This is a genomic window from Pseudomonas sp. P5_A2_2 (assembly GCF_054177685.1).
Genome location: NZ_JBGCUL010000043.1, coordinates 1 through 14,753, shown reverse-complemented (window position 1 = coordinate 14,753; position 14,753 = coordinate 1). Strand labels below are relative to the sequence as shown.

The 14,753-nt window shown below is 62.1% G+C and carries 13 protein-coding genes; 7 read left to right on the top strand and 6 right to left on the bottom strand.

Annotation, left to right across the window (positions count from 1 at the left end; all coding sequences use genetic code 11):
• Positions 1-72: 72 nt before the first annotated feature.
• From ACXRVY_RS06450 to ACXRVY_RS06425, 6 genes are all read right to left on the bottom strand, one after another.
• On the bottom strand, positions 73-882 hold the full coding sequence (locus ACXRVY_RS06450; RefSeq protein WP_223458285.1) for an ABC transporter permease: 810 nt from the start codon (positions 880-882) through the stop codon (positions 73-75).
• Positions 872-1,819, bottom strand: coding sequence for an ABC transporter permease (locus ACXRVY_RS06445; protein ID WP_223458287.1), 948 nt, complete (start codon positions 1,817-1,819; stop codon positions 872-874). Before ACXRVY_RS06445 ends, ACXRVY_RS06450 begins: the two co-directional genes overlap by 11 nt.
• Before the next feature lies 1 nt (position 1,820).
• Entirely contained in the window at positions 1,821-2,858 is a 1,038-nt protein-coding gene (locus ACXRVY_RS06440) for an ABC transporter ATP-binding protein (RefSeq protein WP_223458289.1), read from the bottom strand.
• Positions 2,859-3,075: 217 nt separating this feature from the next.
• Entirely contained in the window at positions 3,076-4,227 is a 1,152-nt protein-coding gene (ydcS, locus tag ACXRVY_RS06435; protein WP_223458291.1) for a putative ABC transporter substrate-binding protein YdcS, read from the bottom strand.
• 84 nt (positions 4,228-4,311) lie between these two features.
• The gene (locus tag ACXRVY_RS06430) at positions 4,312-5,769 is read right to left on the bottom strand and encodes a gamma-aminobutyraldehyde dehydrogenase (protein WP_223458467.1); all 1,458 of its coding nucleotides are present in this window, start codon (positions 5,767-5,769) and stop codon (positions 4,312-4,314) included.
• Between the two features lie 147 nt (positions 5,770-5,916).
• Positions 5,917-6,831: a LysR family transcriptional regulator gene (locus ACXRVY_RS06425; protein WP_007975056.1), complete on the bottom strand. Its 915-nt coding sequence runs from the start codon at positions 6,829-6,831 to the stop codon at positions 5,917-5,919.
• Positions 6,832-7,013: 182 nt separating this feature from the next.
• On the opposite strand from ACXRVY_RS06425, the gene ACXRVY_RS06420 reads away from it, so the two are divergent.
• The 7 genes from ACXRVY_RS06420 to ACXRVY_RS06390 form a co-directional block, all read left to right on the top strand.
• Entirely contained in the window at positions 7,014-7,706 is a 693-nt protein-coding gene (locus tag ACXRVY_RS06420; protein ID WP_458237131.1) for a tellurite resistance TerB family protein, read from the top strand.
• A 334-nt stretch (positions 7,707-8,040) separates the two neighbouring features.
• Positions 8,041-9,663, top strand: coding sequence for a methyl-accepting chemotaxis protein (locus ACXRVY_RS06415; protein WP_223458295.1), 1,623 nt, complete (start codon positions 8,041-8,043; stop codon positions 9,661-9,663).
• A complete protein-coding gene (locus ACXRVY_RS06410; protein ID WP_223458297.1) occupies positions 9,663-10,199 on the top strand; it encodes a chemotaxis protein CheW in 537 nt (178 codons plus the stop codon). The genes ACXRVY_RS06415 and ACXRVY_RS06410 overlap by 1 nt, the downstream gene beginning before the upstream one ends.
• Positions 10,196-11,467, top strand: coding sequence for a CheR family methyltransferase (locus tag ACXRVY_RS06405; RefSeq protein WP_458237130.1), 1,272 nt, complete (start codon positions 10,196-10,198; stop codon positions 11,465-11,467). Before ACXRVY_RS06410 ends, ACXRVY_RS06405 begins: the two co-directional genes overlap by 4 nt.
• Positions 11,464-12,144 carry a chemotaxis protein CheW gene (locus ACXRVY_RS06400; protein ID WP_458237129.1) on the top strand — a complete coding sequence of 227 codons (681 nt, stop codon included), beginning with the start codon at positions 11,464-11,466 and terminating at the stop codon, positions 12,142-12,144. Before ACXRVY_RS06405 ends, ACXRVY_RS06400 begins: the two co-directional genes overlap by 4 nt.
• Complete coding sequence (locus ACXRVY_RS06395) at positions 12,141-14,420, top strand: response regulator (protein ID WP_458237128.1); 2,280 nt, start codon at positions 12,141-12,143, stop codon at positions 14,418-14,420. Before ACXRVY_RS06400 ends, ACXRVY_RS06395 begins: the two co-directional genes overlap by 4 nt.
• On the top strand, positions 14,417-14,753 hold a 337-nt coding region (locus ACXRVY_RS06390), incomplete at its 3' end, for a response regulator (RefSeq protein ID WP_458237127.1). The genes ACXRVY_RS06395 and ACXRVY_RS06390, both read left to right, overlap by 4 nt.

The window sequence follows — 14,753 nt, the reverse complement described above, 5'->3', positions numbered from 1 at the left end:
CTGACACACCGCTATCGCGAGCAAGCTCGCTCCCACAAGGGCCGGTTTCCACATTGGGAATTGAGTTGTCAGTTATTTCCCACCACTCCCCGCAACGCTCTCACCACCGCGCGTCAGGTAATAGGCACCAAGAATCGGCAGCATGGTCACGATCATCACCAGCATCGCCACGACGTTGGTTACCGGCACGTCCCGTGGGCGGCTGAGCTGGTTGAGCAGCCACAGCGGCAGGGTGCGTTCATGGCCAGCGGTGAAGGTAGTGACGATGATTTCGTCGAACGACAGGGCAAACGCCAGCATGCCGCCGGCCAGTAACGCAGAGCCGAGGTTCGGCAGGATGATGTAGCGGAAGGTTTGCCAGCCGTCGGCGCCAAGGTCCATCGAGGCTTCGATCAGGCTATGGGACGTGCGGCGCAAGCGGGCGATGACGTTGTTGTAGACGATCACCACGCAGAAGGTCGCGTGGCCGACGATGATGGTGAACATCCCAGGTTCAATGCCCAGCGTCTTGAAGGTCGCCAGCAGCGCGATCCCGGTGATGATCCCCGGCAGGGCAATCGGCAGGATCAGCATCAGCGAGATGCCTTGCTTGCCGAAGAAGTCCCGGCGGTACAACGCGGCGGATGCCAGTGTGCCGAGGACCATGGCGATCAGGGTGGCAATCGAGGCGATCTGCAACGACAGCTTGATGGCTTCGAGTACGTCCGGCCGCGAGAACGCCACGCTGAGCCACTTGAGGGTGAAGCCCTTGGGCGGAAAGCTGAACGCCGCGTCTTCGGTGTTGAAGGCGTACAGGAAGATGATCAGGATCGGGAAGTGCAGGAACAGCAACCCGCCCCAGGCTGCAATGCGCAGACCTATGGAAGCTTTCTCAGAGTGCATCGAAGGCCCCCAGTCGTTTGACGATGGACAGGTAAATGGCGATCAGTACGATCGGCACCAGGGTGAAGGCGGCCGCCATCGGCATGTTGCCGATAGCACCTTGCTGGGCGTACACCATGCTGCCAACGAAGTAGCCGGGCGGGCCGACCAGTTGCGGCACGATGAAGTCGCCCAGGGTCAGCGAGAAGGTAAAGATCGAACCTGCGGCAATGCCCGGGATCGACAGTGGCAGAATCACTTGCGTGAAGGTCTGGCGCGGCTTGGCACCGAGGTCGGCGGAGGCTTGCAGCAACGATGGCGGCAGGCGTTCCAGCGAGGCCTGGATCGGCAGGATCATGAACGGCAGCCAGATGTAGACGAACACCATGAAGCGCCCCAGGTGCGAGGTCGACAAGGTGCTGCCGCCAACCCCCGGAATGCCCAGCACGAACTGCAGAACCGGTTCCAGCCCCAGGTGCTGCACGAACCACTGCGCCACGCCACCCTTGGCCAGCAGCAGCGTCCAGGCGTACGCCTTGACGATGTAACTGGCCCACATCGGCATCATCACCGCGATGTAGAAAAACGCCTTGGTCTTGCCCGTGGTGTAGCGCGCCATGTAGTAGGCAATCGGGAACGCGACGACGGCGCTGGCCATCGACACGACGACCGCCATGCCCAGGGTGCGCAGGATGATGTCGAAGTTCGACGGCTGGAACAGCGCGGTGAAGTTGGCCAGGGTCAGGTCGGGTGTGACCGCCATGGTGAAGTCATCGAAGGTGTAGAAACCTTGCCACAGCAGCACCAGCAACGAGCCCAGGTAGATCGCGCCGAACCACAGCAGCGGTGGCACCAGCAGCATCGACAGGTACAGGTTTGGCCGGCGATACAGCAGGTTGGAGAACCGGCGCAACGGCGAGCTGCCCGATCGGGTTTGAGAGATAGCCAGGGTGTTCATGTCACACCCCGCCCGCAACGGTGTCGTGCAATGCGATCATGGCTTCACGCGCCCAACGAGCGCTGATGCGCTGGCCGGTCTGGTGCTGTGCACTGGTGTCCAGCCATTGGTTGTTGGCCTTGCTGATGTTCAGGGTTTGGCCGTTTTCCAGTTTCAGCTCGTAGCGGGTGGCACTGCCCTGATACTGGATATCGTGGAGCAAGCCAGTGACTTCGATTTCGTGGCTGGCCAGCGGGCCTTCGGCGAATCGCACGTGTTCCGGGCGAATCGAGAACGGCTGCGGATTGCCACTGAGCTGCCTGGCCAGGTCACCGCGAATCACATTGGAGGTGCCAACGAATTCCGCGACGAAGGTGGTGGCCGGTTTCATGTACAGGTTGCGCGGGCTGTCGACTTGCTCGATGCGGCCTTTGTTGAACACGGCCACGCGGTCGGACATCGACAGTGCTTCGGTCTGGTCATGGGTGACGAAGATGAACGTGATGCCGAGCTGGCGTTGCAGCTTTTTCAGCTCGCCCTGCATTTGCTCGCGCAGTTTCAGGTCGAGGGCACCGAGGGGTTCGTCGAGCAGCAACACCCGTGGACGGTTGACCAGGGCGCGGGCCAGGGCCACGCGCTGGCGTTGACCGCCGGAGAGCTGCACCGGCTTGCGCTCGCCGTAGCCGCCGAGGGCGACCATGTCGAGGGCTTCTGCGGCGCGCTTGAGGCGTTGATCCTTGGCGACACCTTTGACTTTCAAACCATAGGCGACGTTGTCGCGAACGTTCATGTGCGGGAACAGCGCGTAATCCTGGAACACGGTGTTCACGTCGCGCTGGTAGGGCGGCAGGCCGGCGGCCTCTTCGCCATGAATACGGATGGAACCGGCGCTCGGTTGTTCAAAGCCGGCGATCAGGCGCAAACAGGTGGTTTTGCCCGAGCCGGAAGGCCCCAGCATGGAGAAGAACTCGCCGTCCTGGATGTCGATGGAAACCCGGTCTACGGCTTTCACTTCGCCGAATTGACGGGAAACGTTGGTGAACTGGACTGCAAGCGTCATGGTGCGGTGCTCCAAAAAGACGAAGGCCGTCGCAGCGGCCCTGCCTGGACTTCTGAAAAAACGAACATCTTCTATCTGTAAGCCGTGCGCGTTAGCGGCAATGGCGCTGATCTACTGTGGGAGCGAGCTTGCTCGCGATGAGGGCAGAACAGTCAGTATCTCTGTCGACTGACACACCGCCATCGCGAGCAAGCTCGCTCCCACAGGGGAGGGCGGGTTATCGGCCGCCCATGATCGCGATGTAGTCCTGGGTCCAGCGGCTGTACGGAACGAACTTGCCGCCTTCAGCCTGCGGGGTTTTCCAGAAGGCGATCTTGTCGAACTGGTCGAAACCGTTGGTCTTGCAGCCTTCGGCACCGAGCAGTTCGCTCTCCTTGCACGCCGCCGGAACCGCTGGCAGCGAGCCGAACCACGCCGCTACGTCGCCCTGGACTTTCGGTTGCAGCGACCAGTCCATCCACTTGTAGGCGCAGTTCGGGTGCTTGGCCTCGGCGTGCATCATGGTGGTGTCGGCCCAACCGGTGGCGCCTTCTTTCGGGATGGTCGAGGCGATTGGCTGTTTTTCGTTCATCAGGCCGTTGACCTGATACGGCCACGCGCCAGAAGCGACCACGCCCTCGTTCTTGAAGTCGCTCATTTGCACAGTGGTGTCGTGCCAGTAGCGGTGGATCAACGGCTGCTGGGCGCGCAGCAGGTCGAGCACGGCCTTGTATTGGGCTTCGGTCAGTTCGTAGGGGTTCTGGATGCCCAGTTCCGGCTTGGCGGTCTTCAGGTACAGCGCAGCGTCGGCGATGTAGATCGGGCCGTCATAGGCCTGCACGCGACCCTTGTTCGGCTTGCCGTCCGGCAGGTCTTCGGCATTGAACAGCACGCCCCAGCTGGTGGGCGCGGTCTTGAACACGTTGGTGTTGTACATCAACACGTTCGGGCCCCACTGATACGGGGCGCCGTAGGTCTGCTTGTTGACCACGTACCAGGGTCCATCCTTGAGGCGCGGGTCGAGGTTTTTCCAGTTCGGGATCAACGCGGTGTTGATCGGCTGTACACGCTTGCCGACGATCAGGCGCAGGGAAGCGTCGCCGGACGCGGTGACCAGATCGTAACCGCCCTTGGCCATCAGACTGACCATTTCATCGGAGGTGGCCGCTGTCTTGACGTTGACCTTGCAGCCGGTTTCCTTCTCGAAACCGGTCACCCAGTCGTAGGCCTTGTCGCTCTCGCCACGTTCGATGTAGCCAGGCCAGGCCACGATATCCAGTTGGCCCTCGCCCGCCCCGACAGCTTTGAGCGGCTCGGCGGCCTGGACGCTGGCGCTGGCGAGCAGTGCGGTGGTGATTGCACTGAGCAGTGCGGTCTTGTGCACGAACATGGGAATTCCCTCTTCTTTAATTATGGTCGGGGCAGTGTCTTGAGCGTGGTGAAGCATGCCGTTGGTGGCTTGTTATTAGCGTAGTCAGAGATGCTCGCCATGGCGGGCCATGATGTGCCGCACCACGCTGTAGTCCTGAAGCGAATCGCTGGACAGGTCTTTGCCGTAGCCCGAACGCTTCAGGCCGCCATGGGGCATTTCGCTGACCAGCATGAAATGGCTGTTGATCCAGGTGCAGCCGTACTGCAGGCGCGCTGCGACCTGCATGGCCTTGTCGAGGTTCTGGGTCCAGACCGACGAGGCCAGGCCGTATTCCGAATCGTTGGCCCAGTCCACCGCTTGTTCCAGTCCGTCGAAACGGGTCACGGTGACCACCGGCCCGAACACTTCGCGCTGGACGATTTCATCGCCTTGCTTGCATCCGGCCAACAGGGTCGGCTGGTAATAGAAGCCGGCGCCGGAATGCACGGCTGCACCGGTCACCCGTTCGATGTGCGGCTGACCGAGGGCGCGTTCGACAAAACTGGCCACGCGGTCACGCTGGCGGGTGCTGATCAGCGGGCCGATTTCATTGTCGGCGTCGCGCTTGCCGGCGAAGCGCAGGCTGCTGACGGCGGCACCGAGTTCGGCCACCAAACGGTCATGAATCCCGGCCTGGGCGTAAATCCGGCAGGCGGCGGTGCAATCCTGACCAGCGTTGTAATAGCCGTAGGTACGCACGCCTTCGACCACGGCCTGAATGTCGGCATCGTTGCAGACGATCACCGGGGCCTTGCCGCCGAGTTCGAGGTGGGTGCGTTTGAGGGTTTTCGATGCGGCCTGGAGGATTTTTTGCCCGGTGACGATATCGCCTGTCAGCGACACCATGCGCACTTTAGGGTGGCTCACCAGGTGGCTGCCAACGCCTTCGCCACCACCGCAAACGATGTTGATCACACCCCGTGGCAGGATCTCGGCCAGCGCTGGCGCCAGGGCGAGGATCGACAGCGGCGTGTGTTCCGACGGCTTGAACACCAGGGTGTTGCCGGCGGCGAGGGCCGGGGCGATTTTCCATGCGGCCATCATGATCGGGTAGTTCCACGGCGCAATCGACGCCACGACCCCGATAGGATCGCGGCGCACCATGCTGGTGTAGCCCGGCAGGTATTCGCCGCTGAGCTGGCCGGTCTGACAACGCACGGCACCGGCGAAGAAGCGGAACACGTCGATCGTGGCATTCAGGTCATCCTGGCGGGCCAGGTGCAACGGTTTACCGCAGTTCAGGGCTTCGAGGCGGGCGAGTTGGTCAGCGTTTTTTTCGATGGCGTTGGCGATGTCGAGCAACAGGTTCGAGCGTTGCTGCGGTGTGGTCCGCGACCAACCGGCAAACGCGTGGTGGGCGGCGAGGATGGCAGCTTCGACTTGTTCGATGCTGGCTTCGGCGATCTGCGTCAGGACTTCGCCGGTGGCCGGGTTGAGGATTGGCTCGACAATGCCTTGCCCAGAGACCAGTTCTCCATCGATCAACAGGGCGGTGAACAACGGGGTCTGCGCGCCAGCCATTTTTCGGGTTCTCTTTTTTTGTGTGGCTTGTTGTGTAGACATGGCAGTGCTCCCTGTGACTGGGGCCCGGCCGTCTTTATTGGATGCAACAAGACTAGTTCGCGGGCCCGAGGACAACAAATACTAAATACCGAAGGTGGCGTTCGATTAAATAGATGGCTTGCGCCCGCCGTGGGGTTGTTCGCGGGCGACCGTGAGGAAGGGGTCCACCAGCGCCGGCCGCGCGGTGCCACGACGCCACGCGAGGCCGACATCGAGGGTCTGGCTGAGGTCGGCTATCGGCCGGGCTTCAATGATGTCGCCTTCCAGTGACCACGGGCGATACGTCATGTCGGGCTGGATCGACACACCTAATCCGGCGGCCACCAGGCTTCGCACCGCTTCGGTCGAGGCCGTGCGCAGGGTGATGCGCGGTTGCAGCGAGGCTGCCGACCACATGCGCTGGGCGTTGCGGTCCATTTCATCGACGTTAAGCTGAATCAATGGCTCGCGAGCCACGTCGGCGAGGTTGATGCTGTCGTGTTCCAGCAGCGGGTGCTGAGCCGGCAGCCATAGTCGGTGCGGCGAATGGGTCAGCACTTCGGTCTGCAGGGCGTGGCGGTCTTCGAGGTTGGACAGGATCAACACGCCGACATCGATCTCGCCGCTGACCAGCAAATGCTCGATGTAGGGGCGCTCGTCTTCCATCACGCGAATTTCCACGTTGGGGTAGGCACGCTGGAAACGGGTGAGCAAATCCGCCAGGTAATAACCGGCGACCAGGCTGGTCACGCCGACGATCAACTGTCCGGCGACCTGATCGGTGCTCTGTTGCAGGCTGCGCTTGGCGTTATCCACAGTGGCCAGGATCAAGTGCGCCTGACGCAGGAATTGATGGCCCTGGTGGGTCAGGGTCATGCCCTTGGCGTGGCGGCTGAACAGGCTGACGCCGATTTCCTCCTCCAGTTGCTGGATCGCCAGGGTCAGGGTCGACTGGGAAATGAACGCGGTTTGCGCGGCGGCCGAGATCGAGCCGGTCTCGGCCACGGCGATGAAATGACGGATCTGACGCAAGGTCATCATGGGAAAGCACCCGGTGGGCTGTTTTTATCGATTTTTTGGAGTGTATATCTTTTTTTTCGATGGGCAGCGCCAGGTGACTTGGCGATGCAACATCTGGAAGCACTCTCGCGCACGGGACGTGGGTACTTTCGATCTAGGCTGGTGGCCTTGGTTTCAGGTTAAACGTCTTGTGGAGGCGGCAAATGAACACCCGTGGATTGCTCGATCAACTACTCAAGTCCGGCCAGGACCTGTTGCAGAACAAGGCCGGCAGCTCACAGCAAAAGGGTGCGAGCGGTGGCACCAGTGCCCTCGGCAGCTTGCTCTCCGGCGCGAGTGGCGGGGCATTGGCGGCCGGCGCCATGGGTTTGCTGCTCGGCAGCAAAAAGGCCCGTAAAGTCGGGGGCAAGGTTGCGGTCTACGGCGGTCTCGCCGCGTTGGGCGTGCTGGCCTATAAAACCTTGGGTAACTGGCAGGCGCAGCAGGGCGGTGTGGCCGCTACGGAGCCGCAAACCCTGGACCGCGTACCGGCCGCGCAAGTGGAGCTGCACAGTCAGGCGATTCTCAAGGCGCTGGTGGCGGCGGCCAAGGCCGACGGTCATGTCGATGAGCGTGAGCGAGCCTTGATCGAAGGCGAATTCACCCGGCTCGATAGCGACCAGGAACTGCAACGCTGGCTGCACGCCRAGCTCAACAAGCCGCTGGACCCGAGCGATGTCTCCCGCGCCGCCCGCTCCCCGGAAATCGCCGCCGAAATGTACATCGCCAGCGTGATGATGGTGGACGAGGAAAACTTCATGGAGAAGGCCTACCTCGATGAGCTGGCGCGGCAGCTCAAGCTGGAGCCGGGGTTGAAAGCTGAACTGGAGAAGCAGGTTCGCCAGGCCTCCCTGTAAACCTTCAGCCCGCCATCGCGAGCAATCGAGCGTCGACCGGCTGCTCCCACAGGGGATCTTCAGTGATCACAGATTTTGTGTACGCCAGAGATTCAATGTGGGAGCGAGCCTGCTCGCGATGGCGTTTTCAGTCGCACCACATATCCAATGACCATTCCACGGTCTCTTTCTGCCCAATCATCCCTGGCACCCGCCCCCTCAATTAGCGGACAGTCCCAATCCCGAGCCCCCCGGCTTGCCCGTGGGATGAGCGGTGGTGTGCAAGCGTCTTATAAATGAAACACCGCCCTCAGCTATACTCCCCCGCATTTCGTATCAGCCCCGAGGAATGACTGTGAAGAACTGGACGTTGCGCCAACGCATCTTGGCGAGCTTTGCGGTAATTATCACCATCATGTTGCTGATGGTGGTCGTCTCGTATTCCCGGCTGTTGACGATCGAAAACAGCGAGGCCAGCGTGCGTGAGGACGCTCTGCCAGGGGTGTATTACAGTTCGATGATTCGTGGCGCGTGGTCCGACAGTTATGTACGCATGCAGGCCATGCTCGGCCTGGAGGAAGGGCAGGGCTTCACTGCCGAGGATGCCGCGAACTTCAAGGGCTTCGCCGAGCGGTTGAAGGAGCAGATGGACCTCTACCGTGCAACGATGGCCGACGAAGAAGACAGGGTCGATTACGCAGCGTTCGAAAAACTTCATGAGGACTACCACCGGATTCTGGCCGCGGTGATCGAGTTGCATAAACGTAACCAGAACGCCGAGGCCGTCAACATGTTCCACAGTGAGCTGACCCCGACCTGGATAGCGGGTCGAATGAAAGTCAATGACATCCTGCAGCATAACAAGACCGTGGCGGACACAGAAATCGCGGCCATTGATGATGCGGTGGTCACCGCCAAAGCCATCATGGGCATTTCCCTGGTGATCGCGGTGCTGGCCGCCGCCCTCTGCGGCCTGTTGTTGATGCGCGCCATCATGGCGCCGATGAACCGCATCGTGAAAATCCTCGAAATCATGCGCACTGGCGACCTCAGCAGCCGCCTGAATCTGGAGCGCAAGGACGAGTTCGGCGCGGTAGAGACCGGCTTCAACGACATGATGACCGAGCTCACATCTCTGGTGTCCCAGGCCCAGCGTTCGTCGGTGCAGGTGACCACGTCGGTCACTGAAATTGCAGCCACTTCCAAGCAGCAGCAAGCGACCGCCACTGAAACCGCCGCTACCACCACGGAAATCGGTGCGACCTCCCGTGAGATCGCCGCCACTTCCCGGGATCTGGTGCGCACCATGACCGAGGTCTCCACCGCCGCCGATCAGGCTTCCGTGGCCGCCGGCTCCGGGCAACAGGGCCTGGCGCGCATGGAGGAAACCATGCACTCGGTGATGGGCGCGGCCGATCTGGTCAACGCCAAACTGGCGATCCTCAACGAGAAGGCCGGCAACATCAATCAGGTGGTGGTGACCATCGTCAAGGTCGCCGACCAGACCAACCTGTTGTCGCTCAACGCCGCCATCGAGGCCGAGAAGGCCGGGGAGTACGGGCGCGGGTTTGCCGTGGTCGCCACCGAAGTGCGGCGCCTGGCGGACCAGACGGCGGTGGCCACTTACGACATCGAACAAATGGTGCGCGAGATCCAGTCGGCGGTATCGGCCGGGGTCATGGGCATGGACAAGTTCTCCGAGGAAGTGCGTCGCGGCATGTCCGAGGTGCAGCAGGTCGGCGAGCAGTTGTCGCAGATCATCCATCAGGTTCAGGCGCTGGCGCCGCGGGTGCTGATGGTCAACGAAGGCATGCAGGCCCAGGCCACCGGCGCCGAGCAGATCAACCATGCGCTGGTACAGTTGGGCGATGCCAGCAGCCAGACCGTCGAGTCTCTGCGTCAGGCCAGTTTCGCCATCGATGAGCTGAGCCAGGTGGCCGTCGGGCTGCGCAGCGGCGTTTCGCGATTCAAAGTCTGATGAGCGAAATCACGGCCAAACGCTCTGCCGTGAAGCGGGCGCTGCATGCATTGTTTCTGGTGTTCCGCATCGGCAGCGAGCGCTATGCGTTGCAGGCCGTCGAGGTGGCGGAAGTGCTGCCGCGCCTGCCCTTGAAGCCCATTCCCCATGTCCCCGCCTGGGTCGCCGGGGTGTTCGCCTATCGGGGCGCCGTGGTGCCGGTGATCGACTTGAGCGCACTGACGTTCGGTACGCCTGCACAGGCCCGTACCAGCACGCGATTGGTGCTGGTCAACTATCGCCCGGATGAAACTACCGAAGCACAGCTGCTCGGATTGATTCTGGAACAGGCGACCGACACCTTGCGCTGCGATCCAGCGGATTTTCAGCCCTACGGCCTGGAAAATCGGCACACGCCTTACCTGGGGCCGGTGCGCAAGGACGAGCAGGGCTTGCTGCAATGGGTACGGGTCAGCGATCTGCTGGACGAACAGGTTCGCTCCTTGTTGTTTCCCTCGCCGCCACTGGATCCGGCACTGCTGGAGGAGCGGTCATGAGCAGCGATCAGCGCTTTTTCGACTTCCTCAAAGAGCGTAYCGGACTCGACGTGACCTCGGTGGGACCGGCAATCATCGAGCGAGCGGTGCGCCAACGCAGCATAGCGTCGCAAGCACCTTCGGCCGATGAGTATTGGCACACCTTGCAGGGCTCGCGGGACGAGCAGCAGGCGTTGATCGAAGCGGTGATCGTTCCGGAAACCTGGTTCTTCCGTTATCCGGAATCCTTCGCCACCCTGGCGAAGCTGGCGAGCAAGCGTCTGGCCGGGATCAACAACCTGCGCGCACTGCGGATTCTCAGTTTGCCGTGTTCCACTGGCGAAGAACCGTACTCGATCGCCATGGCGTTGCTCGATGCCGGGCTCAAGCCGCACCAGTTCAAGGTCGACGGCATGGACGTCAGCCCGTTGTCGGTGGAAAAAGCCAGGCGCGCCTTGTACAGCAAGAATTCCTTTCGGGGTGACGACATTGCGTTTCGCGATCGCCATTTCATTGCCGAGGGTGACAACTATCGCCTGAACCCGTGTGTGCAGGAGCAGGTGCGCTTGCAGGTCGGCAATCTGCTGGATCCGGCCTTGCTGGCTGGTGAACCGCCATTCGATTTCGTGTTTTGTCGCAACCTGCTGATCTACTTCGACCAGCCGACCCAGAAGCAAGTCTTCGAAGTGCTCAAGGGCCTGACCCACGTTGACGGCGTGCTGTTTATCGGGCCGGCCGAAGGCAGTCTGCTGGGGCGTTTGGGGATGCGCTCGATCGGTATCGCGCAGTCCTTCGCGTTCAGTCGACAGGGGGCTCCGGACCCTGATCCCTTGCCGGCATTCGTGCCTGCTCCATTGCCAGTGCCGCAACCGCTGCGTAATCCACCGCCTGCGCCAGCGCGCAGTCGTCCATTCGCCAGTGTTGTGCCGCTGGCTTCTGCGCCGAAAACGTCTGGCGTCGATACGGTCGTGCTGCTGGCGAACATCGCCGCGCTAGCCAACGAAGGCAAAAGCGCCGAGGCGAGGGCCGCTTGCGAAAGCTATTTGCGCAGTCATGAACCGGTAGCCCAGGTGTTCTATTGGCTGGGACTGCTCAGTGATGTCGTCGGAAACGTCCTCGAAGCCCAGGGCTTTTATCGCAAGGCGTTGTACCTCGAACCGCAACATCCCGAAGCGTTGATGCACCTGGCTGCATTGCTGCAGGCCCAGGGCGACKTGGCGGGAGCCAGGCGATTGCAGGTACGTGCCGCCCGTAGCGCACGCACCACCGACAGTGAGCGTAAACGATGATCGCCTCCGACACCTTTAGCGTCACCCGGGATGCCCAGGCCATCGACGACTGCTGGAACCGTATCGGTATCCATGGCGACAAGTCTTGCCCGTTGCTGGCCGAGCATATTCATTGCCGCAATTGTGCGGTGTATTCGGCGGCCGCCACACGCTTGCTCGATCGCTATGCGTTGCAGCAGGAGGATCGCGGGCCAGTGTCCGTCACGGTCGAGAGCGAGGTGAAAACCCGCTCGTTGTTGATGTTCCGTCTGGGTGAAGAATGGCTGGGCCTGGCCACGCGCAGTCTGGTCGAGGTGGCGCCGCTGCAGGCGATTCACTCCTTGCCGCACCAGCGCTCCCGGGCCTTGCTCGGCGTGGCGAATGTGCGCGGTGCGCTGGTCGCCTGCCTGTCGTTGGTGGAGTTGCTCGGGCTCGACGACACTGGCAGCGCTGTGTCCGGCACGCGGGTCATGCCGCGCATGCTGATCATCGCGGCCCACGGCGGGCCARTGGTGGTGCCGGTGGACGAAGTCGACGGGATTCACGCCATTGACGAAATCATCCTCGATACCGCATCGCGCTCGGGTGCTCAGGCCAGCGCCAAATACACCCGTGGCGTGTTGCAATTCAAAGGTCGCAGCCTGCGTTGGCTGGATGAAGAACAGCTGCTGTCCGCCGTGACCCGGAGCCTCACATGACCCCCGAGCAAATGCGCGACGCTTCTTTGCTGGAGCTGTTCAGCCTGGAGGCCGAAGCCCAGACCCTGGTCTTGAGTGTCGGCCTGCTGGCGCTTGAGCGCGACCCGACCCTGGCCGATCAACTTGAATCGTGCATGCGTGCGGCGCACTCACTCAAGGGGGCGGCGCGGATCGTTGGCGTCGATGCCGGGGTCAGCGTTGCCCATGTGATGGAGGATTGCCTGGTCAGTGCCCAGGAAGGGCGCCTGGTGCTGCGTCCCGGGCACATCGATGCGTTGTTGCAAGGCACCGATTTGCTGATGCGCATTGCCACGCCAGGCAGCACGCCGGGGGACGTGGACATCGACGCCTACGTGGCATTGATGGCGCGGTTACTGGACCCGACGGCGCCGTTGATTGCGCCAGCAGAACCGGTGATGGCCGAACTTCAACCCGAAGCACCCGCGCCCAAGGTCGAGCCGCCCATGACTGCCGCCGAACCGCCATCGGCGCCAGCCCCGCGCAAGACCACACGCACCACCGAAAACGGCGAACGTGTGCTGCGTGTCACCGCCGAGCGCCTGAACAGCTTGCTCGATCTGTCGAGCAAATCCCTGGTGGAAACCCAGCGGCTCAAACCGCACCTTGCGACCATGCAGCGGCTCAAGCGCATGCAGAGCAACAGCTTGCGTGCACTGGAGAGTCTCAACGTGCATCTCAAGGATCACGCCTTGAGCCTGGAGGCCCAGGAAACCCTTGAGGATGCCCGGCGCTTGCTCGCGCAATCCCAGCAGTTGCTTATGGAAAAGAACGCCGAACTCGATGAGTTCGCCTGGCATGCCAGCCAGCGGGCACAGGTGTTGTACGACACGGCGCTGGCCTGTCGCRTGYGGCCGTTTGCCGATGTGCTGACCGGTCAGGTGCGTATGGTCCGTGATCTGGGGCGTGATCTGGGCAAACAGGTGCGACTTGAGATTGAAGGCGAGAAGACTCAGGTTGATCGCGACGTACTGGAAAAGCTCGAAGCGCCGTTGACTCACTTGTTGCGCAATGCGGTCGACCACGGCATCGAAACCCCGGAACAAAGGCTGCTGGCGGGCAAGCCGGCTGAAGGTTTGATTCGCCTGCGCGCGTCCCATCAGGCCGGTTTGCTGGTGCTTGAATTGAGCGATGACGGCAATGGCGTGGACCTGGAAAAGGTCCGTCGCAGCATCGTTGAACGAAGTTTGTCGCCCGCGCAAACCGCCGCTCAGTTGAGCGAAGAGGAGTTGCTGACATTCCTGTTCCTGCCCGGTTTCAGTTTGCGCGACACGGTCACCGAGGTGTCCGGTCGCGGCGTTGGCCTGGATGCGGTGCAGCACATGGTCCGGCAGTTGCGCGGCGCGGTGGTGCTGGAGCAGACGGCGGGCGAGGGCAGTCGTTTCCACCTTGAGGTGCCGCTGACCCTGTCGGTGGTGCGCAGCCTCGTGGTGGAAGTCGGCGACGAAGCCTATGCCTTCCCGCTGGCGCATATCGAGCGCATGTGCGACCTGGAGCCGGCGGAGATCGTGCAGGTCGAAGGCCGCCAGCATTTCTGGCACGAAGGCCGGCATGTCGGCCTGGTGGCGGCCAGTCAGTTGCTGCAACGTCCGGCCTGCCAGAACAGCGGGCAAACCCTGAGCGTCGTGGTGATTCGCGAGCGCGATGCGATCTACGGCGTGGCAGTGGAACGGTTTATCGGTGAGCGGACATTGGTGGTGTTGCCACTGGATGAGCGTCTGGGCAAGGTGCAGGACATTTCCGCCGGGGCMTTGCTCGATGACGGTTCGGTGGTGCTGATCGTCGATGTCGAAGACATGCTGCGTTCGGTGGATAAATTGCTCGACACTGGGCGTCTGGAGCGCATTGCCCGTCGCAGCGATCAGGTGGTCGAGGCGGCCCGCAAACGAATTCTGGTGGTGGACGATTCCCTGACCGTGCGAGAGTTGCAGCGCAAGCTGYTGCTCAATCGCGGATATGACGTGGCGGTTGCGGTGGACGGCATGGACGGCTGGAACGCGCTGCGTTCGGAGGATTTCGATCTGCTGATCACCGACATCGATATGCCGCGCATGGATGGCATCGAACTGGTCACGCTGCTGCGTCGGGACAATCGCCTGCAATCGTTGCCGGTGATGGTGGTGTCCTACAAGGATCGTGAAGAGGACCGGCGCCGTGGACTGGATGCCGGGGCCGACTATTATCTAGCCAAGGCCAGTTTTCATGACGACGCCTTGCTCGATGCAGTGGTCGAGCTCATCGGAGGAGCGCGGGCATGAGGATCGCAATCGTCAATGACATGCCCATGGCGGTGGAGGCCCTGCGCCGCGCCCTGGCATTCGAGCCGGCCCACGAGGTGGTCTGGGTCGCCGGCAATGGCGCCGAGGCGGTGCGCCAGTGCGCGCAGGACACACCGGACCTGATTCTGATGGACCTGATCATGCCGGTGATGGATGGCGTCGAGGCCACGCGGCGGATCATGGCCGAGACTCCGTGTGCCATCGTCATCGTCACCGTGGATCGCCAGCAGAACGTGCACCGGGTATTCGAGGCCATGGGCTACGGTGCGCTGGACGTGGTCGATACCCCGGCCCTCGGCGCCGGCAATGCCC

Coding starts and splice junctions, on each gene's coding strand:
- ACXRVY_RS06410 (WP_223458297.1), top strand. CDS start 9,663: ATGAGCGAAATCACGGCCAAACGCTCTGCCGTGAAGCGGGCGCTGCAT.
- ACXRVY_RS06425 (WP_007975056.1), bottom strand. CDS start 6,831: ATGATGACCTTGCGTCAGATCCGTCATTTCATCGCCGTGGCCGAGACC.
- ACXRVY_RS06440 (WP_223458289.1), bottom strand. CDS start 2,858: ATGACGCTTGCAGTCCAGTTCACCAACGTTTCCCGTCAATTCGGCGAA.
- ACXRVY_RS06450 (WP_223458285.1), bottom strand. CDS start 882: ATGCACTCTGAGAAAGCTTCCATAGGTCTGCGCATTGCAGCCTGGGGC.
- ACXRVY_RS06445 (WP_223458287.1), bottom strand. CDS start 1,819: ATGAACACCCTGGCTATCTCTCAAACCCGATCGGGCAGCTCGCCGTTG.
- ydcS (WP_223458291.1), bottom strand. CDS start 4,227: ATGTTCGTGCACAAGACCGCACTGCTCAGTGCAATCACCACCGCACTG.
- ACXRVY_RS06430 (WP_223458467.1), bottom strand. CDS start 5,769: ATGGCTGGCGCGCAGACCCCGTTGTTCACCGCCCTGTTGATCGATGGA.